Origin of the sequence: Geomicrobium sp. JCM 19055 (assembly GCF_000698185.1) — a bacterium.
GTDB lineage: Bacteria > Bacillota > Bacilli > Bacillales > Marinococcaceae > Geomicrobium_A > Geomicrobium_A sediminis.
Map to the genome: position 1 here is coordinate 57,823 of NZ_BAXL01000013.1, position 19,825 is coordinate 77,647.

Below are 19,825 nucleotides of genomic sequence, written 5' to 3' on the forward strand. Positions count from 1 at the left end.
TATTGGTTCTCTAAAAACCCTAACTAATGAGCTTTACTCATCATCATGTAGTTTACTGTGATGAAGTGGTGGAGGAATTAACCAACCTTTTTCCTTATTTAACTTAAGAAATTTTGCACCTAAAGCGGCTTTGTCCATATGGAACTGACCGAACATCATGGCAATGTCTTCACGAATAGATTGTCCAATAATTGTACTGCAAGTTACTAACTGCAGCCATTTCTGCTGTAGTCGCTGCAGAAACTGCAGCATCCTGAAAACGAGCTCCTGCTGGGATGTCATTAAGATCTGCTTTAGGAGGCTCCGGTGTTGCGGGAGGAAGTGCAATTCCATTCTCTTTTAGGAGTTCCTCAACTTTCTTTACTTCTTCTTGAGCTTTCTCTACAGACTCTTGAAGTAACTTTTTCAAATCATCATCGCCGACGTGATTAGTTAACATTTGATATTTACCAATCGCACCATTTGTTGCCATTACGTAATTCCACGTACTAAATACCTCACCATAGTGCATGGGTTCATCTTGGGGGTTGCCACTCATTATTCCCATTTTAATCCTCCTAAGTAAGTCCATTTGTTGTGCCACCTTTCATAATTGCACACGACATTACTGTTTCCATAAAAATTTTTATTATCCCCTCATGATCTACAAAAAGATAATTGCCGTTAGCGATAATTATCAGTGAAATTTTCGGAGTATGAATAAGTGTTTGCACCTGTTTCCGATGACTATATGGTAACAGTTCCTACATAAGCAGCTTTAGAGTAGTACTTGGTTTTTTTATGCACGCATAAACTTTCTTAGGCTTCCCTCAGACACACGCATTTGAGGTGTTTGTTTCATATCTATAATTTAATCGCATATAATGATTTTGGAGGGTGCCGTCTAACACCTCTTAGGGACTTAGATGCTGCGAACCCTCCGCCAAAATTATTATTTCATAAAAATTTAATTCATGAACATTCATTTTCTATTTGTCTAATCCGATCCGCATGTGATTATATCTCTTTTAACATGTCCCACTACGAATCGTACTTTATTTGCATATTTAATATCTTATTCCACATACTAAAAATGTCTCTAACGAGATAATCCTAGGTTATGATATTTAGTTGACACGCCTTGACTCCTTGGCGTGTTTTCTTTATCTAATTCAGTTCAATACTAATCATGTAAAGCCAATATCGAACCATTATTCCCGCTTAAAATAAATGTTATTTTTCCTGATGCCAAGAAAATTTCAATTAATCGGTATAAGCTAATTTAACTTGGAAACCGTATTATCAAGGTTCTTCCATAGACCTGTATTAATTTCTTAGGCACGTTCTTTCGAGCGTGCCTTTCACATTTATATTTATTACTCATATACTTTGACTGTGGAGGGCAACGTCTAATCCTCCCGTTGATACTTAGACACCTCCAAATCCCTCCACTAATTTTTAATGTATAGTTACTTTTACTCTTGGGCATTCTATAAATGCCTCTCTCTTAGCAGCCTTACGTAATGGAATTATGGTTGAACACGCCTCATTTTAATTGAGGCGTGTTTTTATATGTGACACAAAGATACGTTATAATTTTCAATCTATTTTGATAGATGGCTGTGTCTTCAAAGTTTTACAACTGCCCTTTTGCGTATCGCTCGATCGCGATGCTATTGCTACCTTAAGCATCAAAGCAGAAGACTTGCGCTTGATACAAAGCAAGTAAGTAGAATCAAAAAATCTTGGAAAAAGCAGACTAACTAAGACAGCTAGGGAAAGTAACAACGACTCTTGTAGACCCCATGCTAAATGTCAAAGACATTAAGTGGGGACAGGTAGTTCTCGTTGCAGAACCGTGCTGTAGCTTATATGGAACCTGTGTTTAAAAGCTTACATAACCAGGAGCGTAGAAAATAGTGCTAGTGGATGGATGAAAAGAATTTATGCAATCCCAGTATAGAAGCTGATCCCCACTACAGAGCTATTTTTCAGATGCTCATTAGTCATGGCAACGCGGAAATAATGAGCATTTGAGAGAGGAGTAGAAGATGCTTTCCAATTATTTTATAACCCCAACGTAATTATTAAAATTTGAAAACTAAATGACTTTCAATAAGAGCTGTTTCACTTAGATTGACAAACCGCCATGTATAAAAATAAATTAATTTAATATACTATCTAATACCTAAAAAGGGTTACGAGTTCTTCTCTCATTGAGCGCATTCTACTGAATGCGCCTTTTTTTATATGACGAATTGTAAAATCAAGTGCAACACCTAAAAATAAAGACAGCTCATGACAGCCTTGTGTAAGATGGATTGTAACCACACAAATACACCTACGGAGGCTTTGTCATGAGCTATCAACATCTTACCACATTTGAACGAGCGCGTATTGATACGCTACAGAAAATAGGATACTCGATTCGGAAAATCTCCGATGAACTAAGAAGAAGTCCTTCTACGATATCAAGGGAGCTTCGTCGCAATACTGTCGTTACTCAAGAATACCGTTCTGAGATTGCACAAGACATCGCTCATAAGCGGCGCCTAGCTTGTCGCCCTGATGGGAAGTGGAGTCCTGAGCTCGCTCGGATTATACAAGAAAAGCTAGATCAAACGTGGTCTCCAGAGCAGATTGTAAATCGTCTATTTTTTTTAAAACGTTATCTTTCAAGACCTTGTACAGATGGCTTTATCAAGGGTTTCTCGAACGTAATATTCGCGTCCTGCGCCACAAAGGGAAACGTCAGAAACCGAAAGAAACACGTGGGCGCTTTAACATCGGTACGACCATTCAAAAGCGACCGAAAGACATTCGAAAACGTGAAACATTTGGTCATTGGGAACTCGATACGGTCGTCTCGAGCCGCGGAAAAAGTAAAGGTTGTATGGCTACGTTTATTGAGCGCAAGACACGTTGGTATATCATCTTTAAGATGCCGAATCGTACGGCAGCTTCTATGGAGTCAGCGATTAAAGTGGGAGATCGGTTTCGATCCTTGAATAGCACGCAAATTCTTTTCCTCGATCCACGGTCGCTGTTTTCAGAGCTCCGGACGGCAGTAACGTATGCAAGCTCTACGCATTTATTTCGCAGATGCTTACTCGTCTTGGCAACGTGGGAGTAATGAGAATGCCAATGGCCTTCTGCGCGAGTTCTTTCCGAAAGCATATGATTTAAGTCTTGTATCTGAGGGAGAAATGGAGAATGCCCTTCGTTTAATTAATGGACGCCCACGCAAATGTTTAAATTGGAAAACGGCGCACGAGGCTTTTCAACATGAACTGTTGCACTTAGATTGACAAACCGTCATATAAAAAACCCCGTCCGGTTAGGTAACGGGGTAATCGCTCGACCATTGCGAGCAAATGACACACCTTAATTATAGCACTTATAACATATTTTCTTAATACGTCGATAATAGTAAAACATACCAGCCACCATATAAATATACCAAGATTAGACTACTGGAAAATCAAGTGAAAGGCAAACCCCATAAAACTGACAAACAATAAACATATTCAGAAATCAAGCAATGACTTTAAGTGCTTCATTCACATTTCGATATATTTGATACGATTTTATACTAAAGCCCGCTTGAACAGCCATTTGTGATAAGTCAGGTCTAATGCCAGTAATAATTGGCTCAATTCCTAACAACTCTAGTAACTTGGCAATGTCGAAGCATCGCTTTATTACCTCATTATTAAGGCGATATACACCTGAAAAATCAAGAATTACTATTGGTATTGACTGCTCTTTAATAGCTGGAATAACATGATCATAAATATTCACTGTGTGATCTTCTGTTATCTCTCCAATTAAGGGAAGAACAGAAACGTTCTCTCCCACCGGTACCAGAGGTGTAGATACCTTAACAATTTCTTTCTTCATAGTAGCAAGAGCCCCTTGATTCTTACTGTCATAATTATCTATAGAATCTATAACAGCTTGATCAAATATTTGAATTGTTTTATGCATAAGTATTTGGCATGTCTTAGTAGAGACATTATTGCCATAGGACTTCTCTTGTATGTAATGTAAAAGTTCTGAACGATAGCTAATCAGCAACTCTACCATAAAACTTAATGGTACATCCATATCTGCAATTTGATTTTTTGGGTCATAATCTAGGTTTAATTCACTACTTTTTCCTGTGGATTTTATAAGCTCAAACTTTATTTTTTTTATAAGGTGTTCTAACAGCTTATAGTGATGCTTAATAAAGTCATCTTTATCAAAGAAAGTATTATCATCGATTTCAACTTTAGCCTTTTCGAGTAGTCGTAGCGTTAGATCGTCACCATTATGAAATATAATATTGGATAAGTTTATCATTTCATTGTGCATAGTTAATTAAACCCTCTCTCTATATACAGTTTTCGTAACTTCTTACCCCATCTCTATAAGCAATAAACTACTTTATTAAACAACGTGGTGTTGCTATACTTAAAAAGACAATCAATAGTTATAATTAAACTATTGATTGTCTTTTTTCGAGATCTATTAATTTAGATGTTATCTTTTGCGTATTATAACCTGAATAACAAATAAAATTAGTGCTATGCCAAGCAGAGTGTGTACAAACCCTCCACCCACCTCTCCCAGAAATCCTAGTATCCATAAAATCAAGAGAAGAATAATAACGGTCCAAAACATATATCAACTCTTACTCCTTTGTACTGCTCTATTGATCAAATCCTTTTTAACGTAACTATGCACATACAATAACTAATATAGTTCCAGGCTCAATTTCTCTCTCCATTTGAGTTACTTCTTGAGCCTTAAATCCACACTCTATTAACCTAGACTGAAATTCGTGCTGACTCTTACCATAATTAACATTTTTCTCTGGAAGACCGTATTCTTCACTACCCATTTTCTGATAATCTAGAGGTTGAGGATTAATAACATAAATACACGTAGACGAGTACTTAGCTTTCATTTTCTGAACAGCTTCTAATGCTAAATTCTCGTCTTTATAGTCGTTAAATATAGGTTTACTCAACGTAAAGCTCCTTTAGAATAAAATAAGTTTTAGACTATTTAATTCAATATTAAGTCTATTGTAATTTCTGGTGATATATTACAATAAGAAATCTTATATTTTTACTTGAAAACTAATCTCATTGTTAATTTTCACATACATGAATATGCGTAATGTTGTCGGAGCGAACTAACACCTGTGTATTGTTAGAATCTGTGTAAGAAACAAAGCTATTGTTTGATAGAGTATCGTCTAAAGAGCTAACGGTTTGAGAAACTTCATCATAACTTTTATAAAAGTCTAAAATAGGTTCTTCTTTCCAACTGTGAATTTCACCCTGGGCATTATTATTATCTCCTCTCTTAATAAAGGCTTAAGAGTCTTTGTTACTTTTATCTTTCTCTTCTGATTGATTTCCTTTTGCGTACTTTCCTTGACGACCATATTCTTTATTTTGTTCCTGTGAACGCTCTTCTCCTCTTTTACCCATTTTATAACCTCTCCTCACTATTAAATAATTTTTAATTATTTTATTAGTACCCATGTAAAATTAGCCTTAAACACAATAAACCAAAATCTTAAAATTTTAATTACTAAACAAAAACAAAACAGAAGTCTATTCCCTAATAAAACTTCTAATTGTATTATCCACTGTTTGTCACAGTAAGAAGCTAGGAAGAACTAAAGTTACCAACATTAAAGTTAAATATTACAGCTTTTAAAGTCTTATAATAGAAAAAAACCGCACTTATTCTAACTGTAGAGTAATAAATAAGTGCGGTTTTCTTATTCTCAAAATACTTTTTTCCAGCCTCTAATTTGTTTTTTGTAATACTTTCCATAATAAACGACACATCTAGCTTTAATGAATCTAACTAACTATCCTCGTAGAAACATAACACCAAGTTAAAATCATTATCTAAAATGGCTTTTTTTCTAGTCTACCTAAAATCAAGAAAAACAATTCTTCTGTTCATACATTATATATTTATAAAGGTTGCTATAAATTCCCACAATAGACCAACGAAGGTCTATTTTTGTGGGAAATCATCTTGCAATAAAAAAATCGGTAATGGTTAGTGCATAGGGATAGAGATGATATAAATTTAATATGTTGTTAGAGATTTTTCTACTTTTTTTTATGGTGAATGTACTATCCAAGTATCTTATTTGACATGAATCATTAATTATTAAAAAGGGTTTTGACCCAACCTTAGTATTCGAATTATATAATATCATCTGTTAATTATCCTACTCCAAAAGCAGAAGCTACTAATGAAGAAGATTATCTCCATAGAAGCACAAACCTTGAACGAGCATGATGGATACTCGACAGCGGGTTTCGTTCATATCTAAGCGATTCCCAAAGCTCCTGCCGTTCTGAGTCCTTCTTGGAGGATGTTAACAGCCGCTGATATCTCTGTCGTGATAGGCATGGCATTTAGGGCAAGACCACTCACGGACCGTTAATCTCTTTTTGCTATCGCGACGGCCACAGCTAGAACAGACTAGAACAGATCTGAGAGGACGGGAACCAGTGGTCTACTTTAACGATCGCTTTTCCGTACCAGTTCGCTTTGTACTTGAGCTGTGATAAAAAGTTAACCAAGAGACGTAACTTATCGATGAAGCTAATTTACGGTTACGAAGCATTCCTTTAGCATGGAGTTCTTCCACAACGATCACATCGTGGTATTTGATGAAATCAGTGGATAACTTATGTAAAAATTCATTTCATTGATGAGATACTTTCTCATGGAGCCGGGCGACGATTCGCTTTTGCTTTTGAGAGTTTTTCGCCATATGCAAAGGAGTTTTAAGGCGCTTCGCTCCTTTGGCTCGACGAGATAATGCGTTGCTCATGAGTGAGCTTTTGTCGCATCGCCTTTGTAAAGCGATTGTTGTCGATCTTTAGTCCACTCGAAAGAATGGCGAAGTCGGTTATGCCAAGGTCTACACCGATGGCTTGACCGGTGGTTGGCAACGGTTGCACATCGGCTTCGACTTTTAAAGCTACGTAAAAGCGACCGTTGGCTTTGCGAGTAATTGTGGCCGCAACGATCCTTCCTTGAATGTGGCGGCTCCCTCGAATCTTCACCAAGTCGAGTTTAGGTAGCTTAATTCGGTTGCACGTGACTGTGTTTGTAACTTACAGTGTTTCGCTTACTCTTGAACCGTGGGTACTTTCCTTGCTTTTTGAAGAATCGGTAATACGCATTGGCAAGCGACCGCACCGACTTTTGCAAGGCGCTACTGTCAACGTCGTTCAGAAAAAGATACTTGTCTTTGAGTTTCGGTAACTGATTCGCACACGTTGTGTAAATCAGTCCTTTGCCCGTTTCTTTATATGATTGTTGTCAGGTCGAACGGAACCGGTTGTAGACAAACGACCAGCATCAATTAATTTTCTCACGACTGGTGCATCATCGTTAGCAATATAATAACTAAAGTAAAATTTACCATAATGAAAAAAATCACCATTGTACTTTTATATTTTAGAAAATAACAATAATTTTCTGATATTATTGTTTACATATATTTTGATACATAGTTATGGATAAGAAAATAAAATCTATAAAAGTCAATTACTCTTATGGAGGTAATTGCTTTTGACAAAAAGAGCGTGATTTAACACACGCTCTACTCACTAACCGATTAGATAATTGAAATTTTTATTAAATTTGTTGTCACTGAAACCCTTTTACAAGACTTTCTTACTTTCCACTATTTTTTCCTTATGTTGAACTGCCATGCTTGATCTTCATCCATCATTTTCTTCGCCGCAAAGATCGTCAGAAATTGAATAATAATTATTGGGATACCCATTAGTCCAGAGAGAACTTCTAATGGAGCTAAACCACCAATATTCATTAACGATAATGCAAGAACAGTAATAACAGCTGCTACAATCACTCGCACATTTTTTGGTGGTGCTTGTTTACTCATATCTTTATTCGTCGTATAAGATGCAATCGTATAAGTGGTAGAATCTAATGTTGTTGCTAAAAAAAATTGTAGCTATGATGACAAAGACAATAAGAACTACAGAGGAGATTGGTAGTGATAATAGGACTTCTGGGATTGCTGCTTCTAACCCTTCGGACTGAACAATATCTAAGACGGGAACCTCACCACTTACATAGCTGTGGACGCTAAGTCCTCCAAGAATACCAGTAGCGATCCAAGCAAGTAATGTAGGTGCTAAAAGGTAAGTTAAGATCATCTCTTTAATTGTCCTACCTTGCGAAACTACAGCAGCAAACACGCCATGTAGCATTGCCCACGTAGCATTGTAAGCAAACCAGAATACAGTATGACTTTCAATGTGTGTTCCACTTTCCGGATTGAGTGAATTGGTATACAGTGAGAAATTAAAGTAATTCGATACTAAGTATCGTACAGAATCAGTAAAGAAATTCAAAATAAACACACCGGGTCCTATGATTAATATGAATAACGCAAACAAGCCTGCTAAGTACATATTTAAAGTACTTAATTTCTTAATACCTTTTTCAATCCCTACGTAAGCACTAATCGTAAAGATAGTAACCCATACCAATGTAACGATCATAGTAAACCAAAACGTCACGTCAATATTTAACAAGGCCGCTAAATTATAGGTGACAATGGGAGTTCCAAGTCCTAAAGTTACTGCTGCTCCTGCTAAAATACTTACCATAAATAAAATATCTAACAATTTCCCGCCAATTCCATCAGTAAAACGATCCCCAAAAATTACGCGACAAACCTCAGAAATACGCATCTTTGACTTTTTTCGAACATGTAAAATATATCCCATAGCTGGAGCAACCATCACGAAAACAGCAAACGTTTGAAAACTCCATAAAAACATGCTGTATGAGTTACCTGCTAGTATGGCCTCTGAGGAACCTGTTTCTAATCCAAATGGAGGGTCGATTGCTACCTCGCTCCATTGAACTAGGCCAGTACGCATTAATGTAGCCCCGACCCCCATTGCAATAAGTATGGATGCATATTCAAACAAGGTAAACCTAGGTTTATCAGATGGATCGCCTAATACGACATTACCGTATTTTGAAAATGACATATAGAGAGCAGCTACAATGATTAGCAAGGCGTACCAAAGATACCCCCACTTAAATGAAGTGACTATAGAATTAAAAACAGTTTCTAAAAGTTCCATCGATTGTACAGTATATAGCGAAAATAAAGTACTCACTATAATTATGATGATTAAAGAAGGTAAAAATATATTATGATCAATTATAGAAACCTGTTTTTCATGCTGTAATGATCTCCTATCTTGATTACTTGAAAAAATTAAATGAGGGTTGCATCCTAATGGAAAAATATAATAGAAATTCTATGACTTAGACTTCAATGCGCATGTGTATTTCTTGATCCTAATTCCTTTTATAAGAGGATTAAACATTTTACGCTTCCCGAATTAAGCTGAGAATAAACTTTCTGATTAGTGTTTTCAGAGAAAGTAATAATCTCAACTCTATTTTCACTTCAATAAATAATCATTCTTCCACGTTTGCTATAATTTGAATTTTTAGTTTTGTTGAAAGAATAAATGGGTATAAAATTCAAAAGCCTTTTAAAGGAGGAATGATTACTAATAAAATAGATTTTAAGAAACTATCAATGCTTCCCCAAACTTTTTTTATCGGAAATTTAATCTTTTGTTCCAGAACTAGAGCTATTGTAGCTCCACAGACTAAAGCCAGTCTTAGCTTTCAATAATTATTCAAAAGGGGTATTTTATGTTTAAACGTATTGATCGACTTCAAATTGATCTTCCAGAACCGAATAAACCAGATCCAGAAGCTGCAGGTGTAATTCAAGAATTATTAGGTGGTAAGTTCGGGGAAATGTCGACGCTAAACAATTACCTTTTTCAGTCATTTAATTTTAGAAGTAAAAAAAAATTAAGACCATTTTACGATATTATTGCTAATATAACTGCAGAAGAACTTGGTCATGTGGAGCTTGTAGCAAATACAATTAATTTGAACTTAGATGGTTCTGTAGGGAATGGGAGTACAAATCCAGATGATACGCCACTTGCACCGGTAATGGGGTTCGATAATAAGTTCAATTTCATTGCAGGAGGACAAAACGCACTTCCCGTTGATTCTACTGGCAGACCATGGAGTGGAGATAATGTATTTTCAAGTGGTAATTTAGTCAATGATTTGTTACACAACTTTTATTTAGAGTGTGGGGCTAGAATCATAAAATGAGAGTATATCAAATGACCGATAATGAGACTGCTCGTGAACTCACGGGATATTTATTAGTTCGTGGTTCTACACATGCTATTGCATATGCAAAAGCACTAGAAGAGATAACTGGTGTGAATATGATGAAGATGTTGCCAGTTCCTGATCTAGATAACTCTAAATTTAAGCACGCACAAAAGTATGAGGCAAAAGGAATTCATCGAAAAATCTATCGATTTAGTGATAACGACTATAATTTATTGGATCGAATTTGGAAAGGCCCAGCTCCAATTGGACCAGAAGGACAGTTAGAAGTCGTTGATGAACTACCAGAAGGCGGAAAGATTCCTGATCTTGAGCATGTTCCTGAAGAATATGCGCCAGGGTTTGATGAAGAGCAGTTTAGAGAGCTGTCTAAGCGTCTCCAATATGAAGCTGGTATGTAATTTAAAAATTAATTTGTTATAAGGTATCAATCATAAGAATATTCACTAATCTTAACGACTTAGTGCTGACAACTCCAACAAGTTCGTCAGTTCTAAGTCGTCTTCTATTTCTAATTTCATCACTTCTCAAAGTCCTTATAGTTTTGATATTCCTTAGCAAGTTAACGTTGACACTTCCATCATTCTTTATTCATTCAATGATTAAATAAATTACATTGAAAAGAGACTTTTTATATTGTAAGCTCCCTTCACACACTAAAACCCTCCCCTAATTCCACATACTAATTAGCTTTTATGTACACATGTACATAAATTATATCTTTGAAAAATTAATTTTGATATAATTGCCTTTAAGGTGGTGAAGTAATGGGAGAGCTAATTATTCCAGAAAAATTTATTAAAGAGACGATACCTCATCAATTAGGAGAAGATTTCATTGCTCTTTTCCATGAATATCATCATGTGTCTCTGACCACTTATATCGAGAGAATTATCCAAGAAAACTTTACTGTCCATCAAAATCCCTCCATGACTGACAAATACGCTAAAGATTTAAAATCAAAAGTGATTAATAACAGCCGACAAAAAAAAGAAACGTAGGTGGTTAACGTCACTTAGAAATCAAATTAAAAACCCTACTAAGAAACGAACTGAAATTCTAGCAGATATAGATAATATGAACTTATACATGCAACGGTTTGGTAGTAATGAATTTAAGAAACAATTTCACTCATTAACTGTTGAAGAAGCGACCATGAAAATTTTGGAAGAGATTGAAGCTTGGGCTAAAGATCCTTCTAAAAAAATGTCTGACTACAGGTACATTCGTGAAAAGCATGATTATCAAGTAAAGGCTGTACTTGAATCAGATCTAATCGTTGAAATAACAGAAATCTTAACCTCATATCCAGGAGGAATAAAAGGGCTTATCTCAGAAGAGCCAGATGCTTATATTACAAATCCAGTAAGTACCCCAAAAAAAATTACTTATAAACGATCACAAACATTAGTTGATCAAGGTGGTGAACAACTGGAATTGCTTAGTGAGAGAGACTTTGAACAAAATGAATCTTTTCAAATTTTGTTCGGTTCTCAAGGTTCATTAGAACTTGACGTCCAACGTGCCATGGACCCGATAGATCGAGAGGTCTTCGGTGCAATCATCAACCACCGTTCAACAAACTTCCTCAAAACAAGAATCATTACAGTGAAACTTGGTGAACTAGTTCGAGACGTTCATGGCCAACGTAAAAGCAGCAGATATTATCAAAACATGAGAAACCGTTTAGCAAAACTTCGTTCTTTAACTTTTCGTTTGGTCCAAGAAGGTAAAGAAACAGCTGTATTCGGATTCCTAGACAAAGTAGAGTATTATGATGAAGATAGCACCGAAATAGCAGAGATTACGATCAACAGCTACGTTCATCAACAATTCGTAGAACGACAAACAACTAAAATATATAGTGAAATGCTTCAGGGTTTATCAAACAATGTCTCAAGAAGCATTGTATTTATCCTACAAAAAGAGCGTTTCGCTGAATACAGTCAAGAGAGTATTGCTTTAGACGAAGAGCAACAATATGACTATGGTTTCTTTAATCGGAGAATTACATTTAACACGCGAAATCAAGAAACAAATATGGGCATAATTGAAATGGCTTTACAAGAGATTATTGGGAACAATATCTGTATTAAAGATTACAGAAGAGTACAAGATGTATTTTACGTGAAATTCTTACCAATCACTGATATGGAGTTGGCTGATCTAGGACCAATTAAGTTACAATAGAGTCCTCTTATTCTACTCACACTTAAAGCAAAACTGATTTGACTTTTATACACTAATTAAGGGGCTTTTGAAACTGTGAAACTTAATGGTCATTATCTTTAAATCAGCTGTGACAGCTATCGTGTCTGGGTTATAGTGAATGTACAGTAACTACACTTTAAAATGCGTAAGCAGGTTTTTAGCCTGTCTTGCGCATTTTTAAATTATTTATTGTCATTCTCACCTTCAAGGTCGTTAGACATTACATCTTCTAGTTGAAAAAAGCTTTATCATAGTGGTAAATAACTCTAACTGTTGATCCGATACTAAAAAGCGTCGACCTCACTTTGCTTAACTGTGACGACACCAATTCTTCAGATATCTGAGATAGAATGAAATCGACAGTTTCTGAATCATCAAGATTTACTTCAAAAAAACTAAAGTTTATGTATGCTCCCCTCGCCTTGATCTGAAGTTACAGCATAAACATTAAGAAATGCAAGAAATTAAGTGTTATTCGTTTGTTTTTATATAAATCATAGTATTGAATACCTTATCAACAATTCCTCAGTCAATTCCTCAGCCATTTCATCATTAAATTAACGTGTATTGATTACCACATAAATAAGTGACAATAATCCAGCCAACCAAGGTTTTTTCATATTATCGATCTTCCTAAATAAGTTGGCTGAACCCTAGTATCTCTTTCTTATAAAAAGAAGCAAACGATTACCTCATTAACCTCAATTATTAATTCCACTTAATCTTATACAAAAGTTATTATACATAAGCATTAACTTGGGCGAAGTTTTGCGTACTTTTTTGAACTTGGGCGAAGTTTTGCGTACTTTTTTTTCACCTTGGGCGATATTCTGCGTACTTTTTAGCAAAAACACTCATTTTTCTATAAATCTACTTAAAAACGAAATTTTTTTTTCAAAACTTGGGCGAAGTTTTGCGTACTTTTTTTTTCACTTGGACGATATTCTGCGTACTTTTTAACAGCTTGGGCGAAGTTTTGCGTACTTTTTTGAACTTGGGCGATATTCTGCGTACTTTTTAGCAGCTTGGGCGAAGTTTTGCGTACTTTTTTTGAGCTAAAATCGTGAATTCCAAATATGCATACCTTTGAAAACCCTATTATAGAAGGGTTCCTTAACTTGGGCGAAGTTTTGCGTACTTTTTCAAACGTTGATATTTCAAGGGTTACAGGAACTTGGGCGAAGTTTTGCGTACTTTTTACTCATTTAGAAGATCTTGCTATACTAATTTCAATATTTGACTATAAACCAGAAACAACCCTACTTTCAGACAAACTATGGTGGTGATATAAATGCAAGTACGCGAACTAGGAAAGATTGGTAAAGGAGTTTTACGTAACTTCTATGACAAGGTGGAGACGTATGTCCATTCTTCTCATAAGAACAATACGAATGTTTTTGAGTTTTCTGGGGCATCTATATCTAAAACCACTAGTGTAAGCAACGAATCCAAGCTACGTGTGTCTGAAGATCGACTACAAGCAGAGATGAAACGTATCCAACAACAGCTTAAGAACAACCGCAACATGAATCAATATAAGGCAGCATTTGCAGAGAAAGAAGTTGATTCTGCAGATTTGATAAAAGGTCACGTCCGTTTACCGAAATACGCCATCCTAACATACCTTATCTATCATTTCTTACCTGTACATCAAATGGGCAAAGATGGTATTGTTGAAAAAGTGAATGTAAAAGAAGTTGCGGCTAAACTTAAATGTACAACTAAAACGGTTGAATATAGTAATAAGCGCCTATCTGAATTAGGCTTAATCACTTTATCAAACTGTGGCAAAGGACATATTAATGTTCTCCTTCCAAATTACCAAAATTACCATAAAGAAGGGGGATATTTTTGGATGCCTTGGATCGGTTTTAAAGAATTAGTGGAGTTGAATGTAAATTCATTAAGAACGCACATTCGTTATTACCTTGTGACTGATAACGCCAAAGCTCAAGAACGCTACAACCCTACTCAACCTATTGAACCGTCTCGAATAACTAAGCATGACTTAAAATTAATGCTACCAAAATACACTCATTTCCATCGAAAGCTTACTGAAATTACTCAAACGGAGACTTCTGCATTCGATACCTCTTACATTAATGGACATGTATATGTTTCGGTTAATGAAGATTTTGATGGCCAGAAAGTCAAGGTGCAACGTGAAAAAGACTTCAAGAGTGGATTGTCAAAGGTTCTAGAAAAGCAAATGCAACATTACAAAGCCACGGAGCAAGAAATCAATACATATGTGCATTTTTGTTTTGAATACTCACCATATGAAGTTTCAAAAGCACTGAACATCATGGATCAAGCGATTGGAAAAGGTGTTTCCATCGTTAACCCTGGTGGCTATATTCGTACACAAATTCGCATATTACGATCACAATCACTTATTGCGTAAATATAACCACCTATAATCAAATACTGCATTTTTGCCTACGATTAGTAGGCTTATTTGTCGTGCATTGGTGATTCTTTATGCCTTCTATCCTTCAACAATCCATTACATTCAATGGATCAATTAGTGAAATTCTCTACTAGTAAGCATAACCATTGTCGATCGCGCTGTGTATAACTACGAGTCAATCACAATTTAAGACGATGAGATGACCATTTTTTTATTCACATGATGAAAAAAAACCATATACAGTTGTATTTTCTACTAATATTGAAGTTTAGTGTACGTTTTAATACCTTGAAATTATAGGAAATTATCCACAAAAAGATTTTTTCATGCTCAATAGAATTAATTAATCAATAATCATAATTATTTCATACTCAATCTAAGAAAAATCATTCACAAATATTCTTTATAAATAAAGGTATAAAAAAAACTTTAGGAAGAAGAAAAATTTCATCCCTAAAAAGTTTTTTTTCATAAACAATCATATTTTTCATGAGAAGCTAAAGCTTATAACCCAGTTATATCAATGGTTACGAGAGTTTTTTTAATTTACTAATCTCTGTTATAATTACTGTTATAACTATTGAATTAATCTTTGTAGTAATTTCTATTTAATTTATGATTAATGAATGTATTAGTTGTTATATCAAACGTATCGAACTACTTATAATGACCACAAATTTTTTTAACTTTATCATATGCTAATTAAAACTTCTTAAAACCAAGCTTGAATGATCCTCGACAATCTTTAATTGTATCATTGAATTCTTCTCGCATGATCATCTTATCCTTATTCCAAAATCATTTGATGCATCGTATTATTTTCAAACCATTCAAAAGAGGTACTTAAATGTTCATATAGCCTTCTAGAGTTCTTTGTTTGTTAAAAGAAAAGCTACGACATTAATATAACTACCACCAATCAATGATTCCTGTTAATCGTTACATTATGGCATCAACCACAGCAATGAATCTTTTCTTGTTGAATCACTATATGGTTGTAATACAGTAGACATCTAACTATATAAAAATATATAAATACAAAATAATATCTAGTAATTAACAATCGAATGACTGTTACTCAAAGTAAGGCTAATGCAATTAAGCACTGTCGTTTAAAGATCAGGGTAAAACCTCGATTGTGTTGCTCAAGCCACGGATTTATTAAAGGTCAACAGTCAATGCTATTAAAATGTGGCGATGTGTTTCAAACGTTCCAGAAGCATAAAAACTCGAGTGTTTTTATGCCGTTATATCATCTCTCCCTATCGTACGAAGAATGAACGATGGGAAAATGAACAATACATCGGAGCTTACGCTGAAAGAAAAAATGTTAAGGAACACTGAGACGATTAATATAAAAATTGACTCCATAATGCACAAGCAGGTTTGATCAGGAGAGAAACTGTATTAAGTGCTCTTCTTTTATATAGAACCTTTATTATTTACAAAAGGTGCTTGCCGAACGAATTGGACTGTCGATTAAACAAGTATGTTTTACCAGATAGCGACAAGTTACCTAGCGCGCAATATCTAAAAGCATTTGTATAGATCTCCGAGTTATCTTTTTTTTAAAAAAAATTAGATGATGTATTGGTTTATAAAGAACAATTTCTATTTAACTAACCTTGTTAATCATGAAAAAGCACTGTTATTAAGAAAAAATAATTATATGAATTTATCGATTATTGAATATATAACTGTGTTTTGGTCAACAATGATGTTAAATAGACGGGAGGGATCAATATGAAATGTAAACATTGCGGTAATAAAGAAGCGTCAAAATCAACATTTAAACTTTGTATTCCATGTTATAAGCAATATCGAAAAATCGGTAAGACTGCAAAGAATTATTGGATTAATTAATAATAGATTTTTCCTCCTTGATTAATAGGACGAATACGGTACTGATCATCGGTATTGAATTGATCTTGATAAAACTTGATTAGATCTGGATGATTTAAAACAAAACCAATCATGTGAGCAGCAAGAATTGTTTTTGGCATATCACAACTAATAGCCAATTTCTTAAGTTTTTCATGAGTATCTTGATCGAGTGCAGCATTTACTCGAGTTTTTTTTATCGGAGCGCTCTTTTCTTGCTACTTCTACTTTTACCTTTTTCAACGTCAAAACCTCCTGAAAATATGATTTATCCCCGGAAATGGTTTCACGATTTCTTGGTGAAATGATGAAATGATGAAACGGTGAAACCGTGAAACCGTGAAATGAGTTCATAGTGAACTATATGAATTGGTTTTTGGATATATTCATTTATGGGCAAAGAAAAAGCCCCTAAAAAGAGGCTTTTCTTAAAAATTTAACTTTGGTCGTTTCCTTTTTTTTAATTGTTCTGGTTCATCTTGTTTTGGTTGCTGAATAGTGTTAGTTACTTCAGTTGTGCTTGATGTATCAATCGTACCACTTTGAAAACGATTAATATAGTAACTGTTGGCTGCATTGGATTCCTGAATGTAAGTGCGCAGAGCTTGTCTTACAATCTCGGCTTTACGGCCGTTAGAGATTCCATCAAGCCATTCAATAATATCTTTGTCCATTTTATCATCAAGCGGCAAACGATACGTACCCATTATTCATCATCCTCGCTGATTTTATAAATTCCGTAACGATAGTAGCCTTCTACGTTCGAACTACCGTTATTATCTGGGATGGTAATTCCCGTAATGATTCTAGTGATGTGTTGTTCAAAATGGTGAGCACCACCACCGACTAACAGAACTTCGTCTATGTCGCTGTGATCTTTCCAAGTTGAAGTCACCAATTCCTGGATTTCCATTGATATTTCACGAACAGTACGGTTGAATGTATTCGTAAAATTAACGCCATCAACTCGTTTTGATGTAGATAAATATACTCTTTTTTTTCTTTCCCCTCTTCGAGCACATCGAGTAATTTATAGTCGGATACTTGATGTCCAGGTAAATCATGTGTGATTTGCTCACGTATTGCGTTATAGACGTCTCTAAAGCCTCTAGGGATGCTTTGGTACTCATTAAGACGTCGAAGGTTGTCCACGATGTCCAAATCCGTTGTACCGCCACCTATGTCAATAACAGCAACTTTCATCTCTTCATAGTCATCATCTTCTACCATGCCTTCTAAATCTAAATAGCGTCCAAGCACTGTACTTAATGCCTGTGGTAAGACTTTAACAGCATCGACTTTAAAATAAATTTGATTTCCATCAACAACTACATCATGTATGACTGGTTTTGATTCTGGATCGTCTACATCTTTGCCAAGGAATGCTGCTTCAATTTCATGTTCACGCATTGTTCCGGTTTCTCCAGATGGAACCCCTGTAACGATTAATACTTTATCATTTTGCTTAATTCCCAGGTCCATATAAGCACGAGCCAAAGCAATCTTTGCCATTACACTGTAAGCATCCGTACGATAACGATTTTCATGACCATAACTATACTGTAATTTCGAGATCTTCTTGATTTCTTCTCCCCACGCATACTCAGAACCTTCAATTTCAAATTTGCTAACATCTAATTCTTTGTTTGATACAGCCGCACCTACATCTTTGTAAAATGCAAAGGCACTTGGTAATGTAAGTGAATAATTTCGCCCTTCATTAGTCACTGAGCGGATATTGAGTAGCCCGTTGCCAATATCAATCCCTATTACACGGTTATATTTAGGTTGAACTCCTTTAGAGTTACCTTTTGTAGTATTTTTAGTTGTGGTCATCTCGTCAACCTCCAATTAGTATTTTATTAATTTAATAATGCCATGATTTTCCTTTTCTAGCAAGTAATTGTCCTCTTTTTATCACTTAAAAGTATTTAATAAGGACAAAATAAGGATAATAAGCCTCGGAAATTAAATTTCCGCTATTTTAAATCCTCTTATTGTCCTTATAGAGGATAATAAGAGGATTTTTGAGAATGATTCACTTTCCGAGAAGCTTTTGCAACCATGTTTTATTCTTTTCTGTTTCCAGTTCGGTCTTGAGTGATTGATATTCCCTGCTATGTTTATCTTCCATTTCTTTAATACGATTTTCCAAAATGTTCAAGTTAGCAGTATGGTCCCCTTGTTCATTAGTTAATGAAGCAATAGTTTTTTCTTGCTCTTCTAGTACCTCATTTAGTTTAATTTGTTCCTTTTGTAGATCTCGTACTGTTGTTGCTTGAAGTCGCATAAAATTCATCAAGTCAGGATGCGCCTGGTCAGTTGAATGAATATGATCCAAATGTTTTATTACTGCTTCTCGATCATCTTCATCATCTAAAACTATTGGAAAGCGCTCTTTGAGTCTGTACATAATTTCCTGTTTGTCTATCTCCATTGTACGATATTCATGTATTGCTCTGAGGACATCTATTGTTTCACGCTTATATAATTTCCTTGAACCATTACGATGTATTGGAATATACATATGAAAATCGCTCAACCAATCTGTTATTGTACTTCGAGGTAGATTCATTTCATTGACAATATCTTTCATTCGATACAATATCTTATCGTCCAAATTAACTCACCCTCCGTTTTTTAAAATTACCGGCCGCCGTCTTTGTCGACCGACATAACGCATTTAGACTTATAAACCCCATTATAACAGCAATAATAACCTCGTCCAACGAAAACTAACCTCACAAACCGTCCGTCCGACATTAACCTGTATTCGATAAAATCCATCCGACCGTCTCGGTTCCGCCCGACATTATTTTTTATAAGTTTTGTAATCAAAGGTTCAAAATATAGCATTGATCAAATTTAGTTAAAATCAAATGATTGATGTGAAGAATCAAGGTTGGGAAGAGGAGGGTTCAAGACCTGGAAAGTTGTTTGTACTGATATAGGTCTAACCAATTAAATTTTGTTAAGGAAAGAATGACTGCGTACAAGTTTGAGGGAGTTTTAAACGGAAGAGAAGAAGAAAATTGCTATAAATAGCCAAGATCAAAGGAAAATACAAAGGGATACAATTAAAGCATCATCTAAGAA

Annotated in this window: 14 protein-coding genes and 5 pseudogenes; 5 read left to right on the forward strand and 14 right to left on the reverse strand. The window is 35.1% G+C overall.

Annotated features, from left to right (window positions below; all coding sequences use genetic code 11):
- Window positions 1-33: 33 nt before the first annotated feature.
- Window positions 34-547 (reverse strand): annotated as a pseudogene (locus JCM19055_RS12410) (DUF3231 family protein).
- Between the two features lie 1,789 nt (window positions 548-2,336).
- Here JCM19055_RS12410 and JCM19055_RS12415 point away from each other — a divergent pair.
- Window positions 2,337-3,287: pseudogene (locus tag JCM19055_RS12415) on the forward strand (IS30 family transposase).
- Between the two features lie 226 nt (window positions 3,288-3,513).
- Here JCM19055_RS12415 and JCM19055_RS12420 read toward each other — a convergent pair.
- The 8 genes and pseudogenes from JCM19055_RS12420 to JCM19055_RS12435 all read right to left on the reverse strand — a co-directional run bounded on the left by JCM19055_RS12420 (window position 3,514) and on the right by JCM19055_RS12435 (window position 9,221).
- Window positions 3,514-4,335, reverse strand: coding sequence for an STAS domain-containing protein (locus JCM19055_RS12420; protein WP_042359950.1), 822 nt, complete (start codon window positions 4,333-4,335; stop codon window positions 3,514-3,516).
- Window positions 4,336-4,503: 168 nt separating this feature from the next.
- Complete coding sequence (locus JCM19055_RS26470) at window positions 4,504-4,644, reverse strand: lmo0937 family membrane protein (protein ID WP_152549870.1); 141 nt, start codon at window positions 4,642-4,644, stop codon at window positions 4,504-4,506.
- A 55-nt stretch (window positions 4,645-4,699) separates the two neighbouring features.
- Entirely contained in the window at window positions 4,700-4,993 is a 294-nt protein-coding gene (locus tag JCM19055_RS12425; RefSeq protein ID WP_042359951.1) for a hypothetical protein, read from the reverse strand.
- Window positions 4,994-5,345: 352 nt separating this feature from the next.
- Entirely contained in the window at window positions 5,346-5,516 is a 171-nt protein-coding gene (locus JCM19055_RS27405) for a hypothetical protein (protein WP_193745417.1), read from the reverse strand.
- Window positions 5,517-6,373: 857 nt separating this feature from the next.
- Window positions 6,374-6,460: pseudogene (locus tag JCM19055_RS31765) on the reverse strand (zinc ribbon domain-containing protein); the annotation flags it as partial.
- A gap of 10 nt (window positions 6,461-6,470) precedes the next feature.
- Window positions 6,471-6,581, reverse strand: coding sequence for a zinc ribbon domain-containing protein (locus JCM19055_RS31770; protein WP_370543111.1), 111 nt, complete (start codon window positions 6,579-6,581; stop codon window positions 6,471-6,473).
- A gap of 207 nt (window positions 6,582-6,788) precedes the next feature.
- Complete coding sequence (locus tag JCM19055_RS31775) at window positions 6,789-7,070, reverse strand: transposase (RefSeq protein WP_370543121.1); 282 nt, start codon at window positions 7,068-7,070, stop codon at window positions 6,789-6,791.
- Between the two features lie 626 nt (window positions 7,071-7,696).
- Window positions 7,697-9,221, reverse strand: a pseudogene (locus tag JCM19055_RS12435) (BCCT family transporter).
- Window positions 9,222-9,723: 502 nt separating this feature from the next.
- Here JCM19055_RS12435 and JCM19055_RS12440 point away from each other — a divergent pair.
- The 4 genes and pseudogenes from JCM19055_RS12440 to JCM19055_RS12455 all read left to right on the forward strand — a co-directional run bounded on the left by JCM19055_RS12440 (window position 9,724) and on the right by JCM19055_RS12455 (window position 14,842).
- Window positions 9,724-10,628 (forward strand): annotated as a pseudogene (locus JCM19055_RS12440) (manganese catalase family protein).
- Window positions 10,629-10,994: 366 nt separating this feature from the next.
- Window positions 10,995-11,228 carry a hypothetical protein gene (locus JCM19055_RS12445; RefSeq protein ID WP_042359952.1) on the forward strand — a complete coding sequence of 78 codons (234 nt, stop codon included), beginning with the start codon at window positions 10,995-10,997 and terminating at the stop codon, window positions 11,226-11,228.
- An 88-nt stretch (window positions 11,229-11,316) separates the two neighbouring features.
- Window positions 11,317-12,417, forward strand: a complete 1,101-nt coding sequence (locus JCM19055_RS12450; RefSeq protein WP_152549871.1) for a hypothetical protein — start codon at window positions 11,317-11,319, stop codon at window positions 12,415-12,417.
- A gap of 1,312 nt (window positions 12,418-13,729) precedes the next feature.
- Window positions 13,730-14,842: a hypothetical protein gene (locus JCM19055_RS12455; protein WP_042359954.1), complete on the forward strand. Its 1,113-nt coding sequence runs from the start codon at window positions 13,730-13,732 to the stop codon at window positions 14,840-14,842.
- 1,865 nt (window positions 14,843-16,707) lie between these two features.
- On the opposite strand, the gene JCM19055_RS29580 is transcribed toward JCM19055_RS12455, so the two are convergent.
- The 5 genes from JCM19055_RS29580 to JCM19055_RS12470 form a co-directional block, all read right to left on the reverse strand.
- On the reverse strand, window positions 16,708-16,869 hold the full coding sequence (locus JCM19055_RS29580) for a hypothetical protein (RefSeq protein ID WP_265182098.1): 162 nt from the start codon (window positions 16,867-16,869) through the stop codon (window positions 16,708-16,710).
- A gap of 288 nt (window positions 16,870-17,157) precedes the next feature.
- Complete coding sequence (locus JCM19055_RS12460) at window positions 17,158-17,436, reverse strand: hypothetical protein (protein WP_042359955.1); 279 nt, start codon at window positions 17,434-17,436, stop codon at window positions 17,158-17,160.
- Window positions 17,436-17,624, reverse strand: coding sequence for a hypothetical protein (locus JCM19055_RS29585; protein WP_265182099.1), 189 nt, complete (start codon window positions 17,622-17,624; stop codon window positions 17,436-17,438). The genes JCM19055_RS12460 and JCM19055_RS29585 overlap by 1 nt, the downstream gene beginning before the upstream one ends.
- The gene (locus JCM19055_RS12465) at window positions 17,621-18,565 is read right to left on the reverse strand and encodes a hypothetical protein (RefSeq protein WP_265182100.1); all 945 of its coding nucleotides are present in this window, start codon (window positions 18,563-18,565) and stop codon (window positions 17,621-17,623) included. The genes JCM19055_RS29585 and JCM19055_RS12465 overlap by 4 nt, the downstream gene beginning before the upstream one ends.
- A gap of 202 nt (window positions 18,566-18,767) precedes the next feature.
- Window positions 18,768-19,325 carry a MerR family transcriptional regulator gene (locus JCM19055_RS12470; protein ID WP_265182101.1) on the reverse strand — a complete coding sequence of 186 codons (558 nt, stop codon included), beginning with the start codon at window positions 19,323-19,325 and terminating at the stop codon, window positions 18,768-18,770.
- Window positions 19,326-19,825 lie beyond the last annotated feature (500 nt).

Excerpts from the sequence above, each read along its gene's own strand:
- JCM19055_RS12420 (WP_042359950.1), bottom strand. The coding sequence starts at position 4,335 with ATGCACAATGAAATGATAAACTTATCCAATATTATATTTCATAATGGT.
- JCM19055_RS26470 (WP_152549870.1), bottom strand. The coding sequence starts at position 4,644 with ATGTTTTGGACCGTTATTATTCTTCTCTTGATTTTATGGATACTAGGA.
- JCM19055_RS27405 (WP_193745417.1), bottom strand. The coding sequence starts at position 5,516 with ATGGGTACTAATAAAATAATTAAAAATTATTTAATAGTGAGGAGAGGT.
- JCM19055_RS12445 (WP_042359952.1), top strand. The coding sequence starts at position 10,995 with ATGGGAGAGCTAATTATTCCAGAAAAATTTATTAAAGAGACGATACCT.
- JCM19055_RS12450 (WP_152549871.1), top strand. The coding sequence starts at position 11,317 with ATGCAACGGTTTGGTAGTAATGAATTTAAGAAACAATTTCACTCATTA.
- JCM19055_RS12455 (WP_042359954.1), top strand. The coding sequence starts at position 13,730 with ATGCAAGTACGCGAACTAGGAAAGATTGGTAAAGGAGTTTTACGTAAC.
- JCM19055_RS12460 (WP_042359955.1), bottom strand. The coding sequence starts at position 17,436 with ATGGGTACGTATCGTTTGCCGCTTGATGATAAAATGGACAAAGATATT.
- JCM19055_RS12465 (WP_265182100.1), bottom strand. The coding sequence starts at position 18,565 with ATGACCACAACTAAAAATACTACAAAAGGTAACTCTAAAGGAGTTCAA.
- JCM19055_RS12470 (WP_265182101.1), bottom strand. The coding sequence starts at position 19,325 with ATGAAAGATATTGTCAATGAAATGAATCTACCTCGAAGTACAATAACA.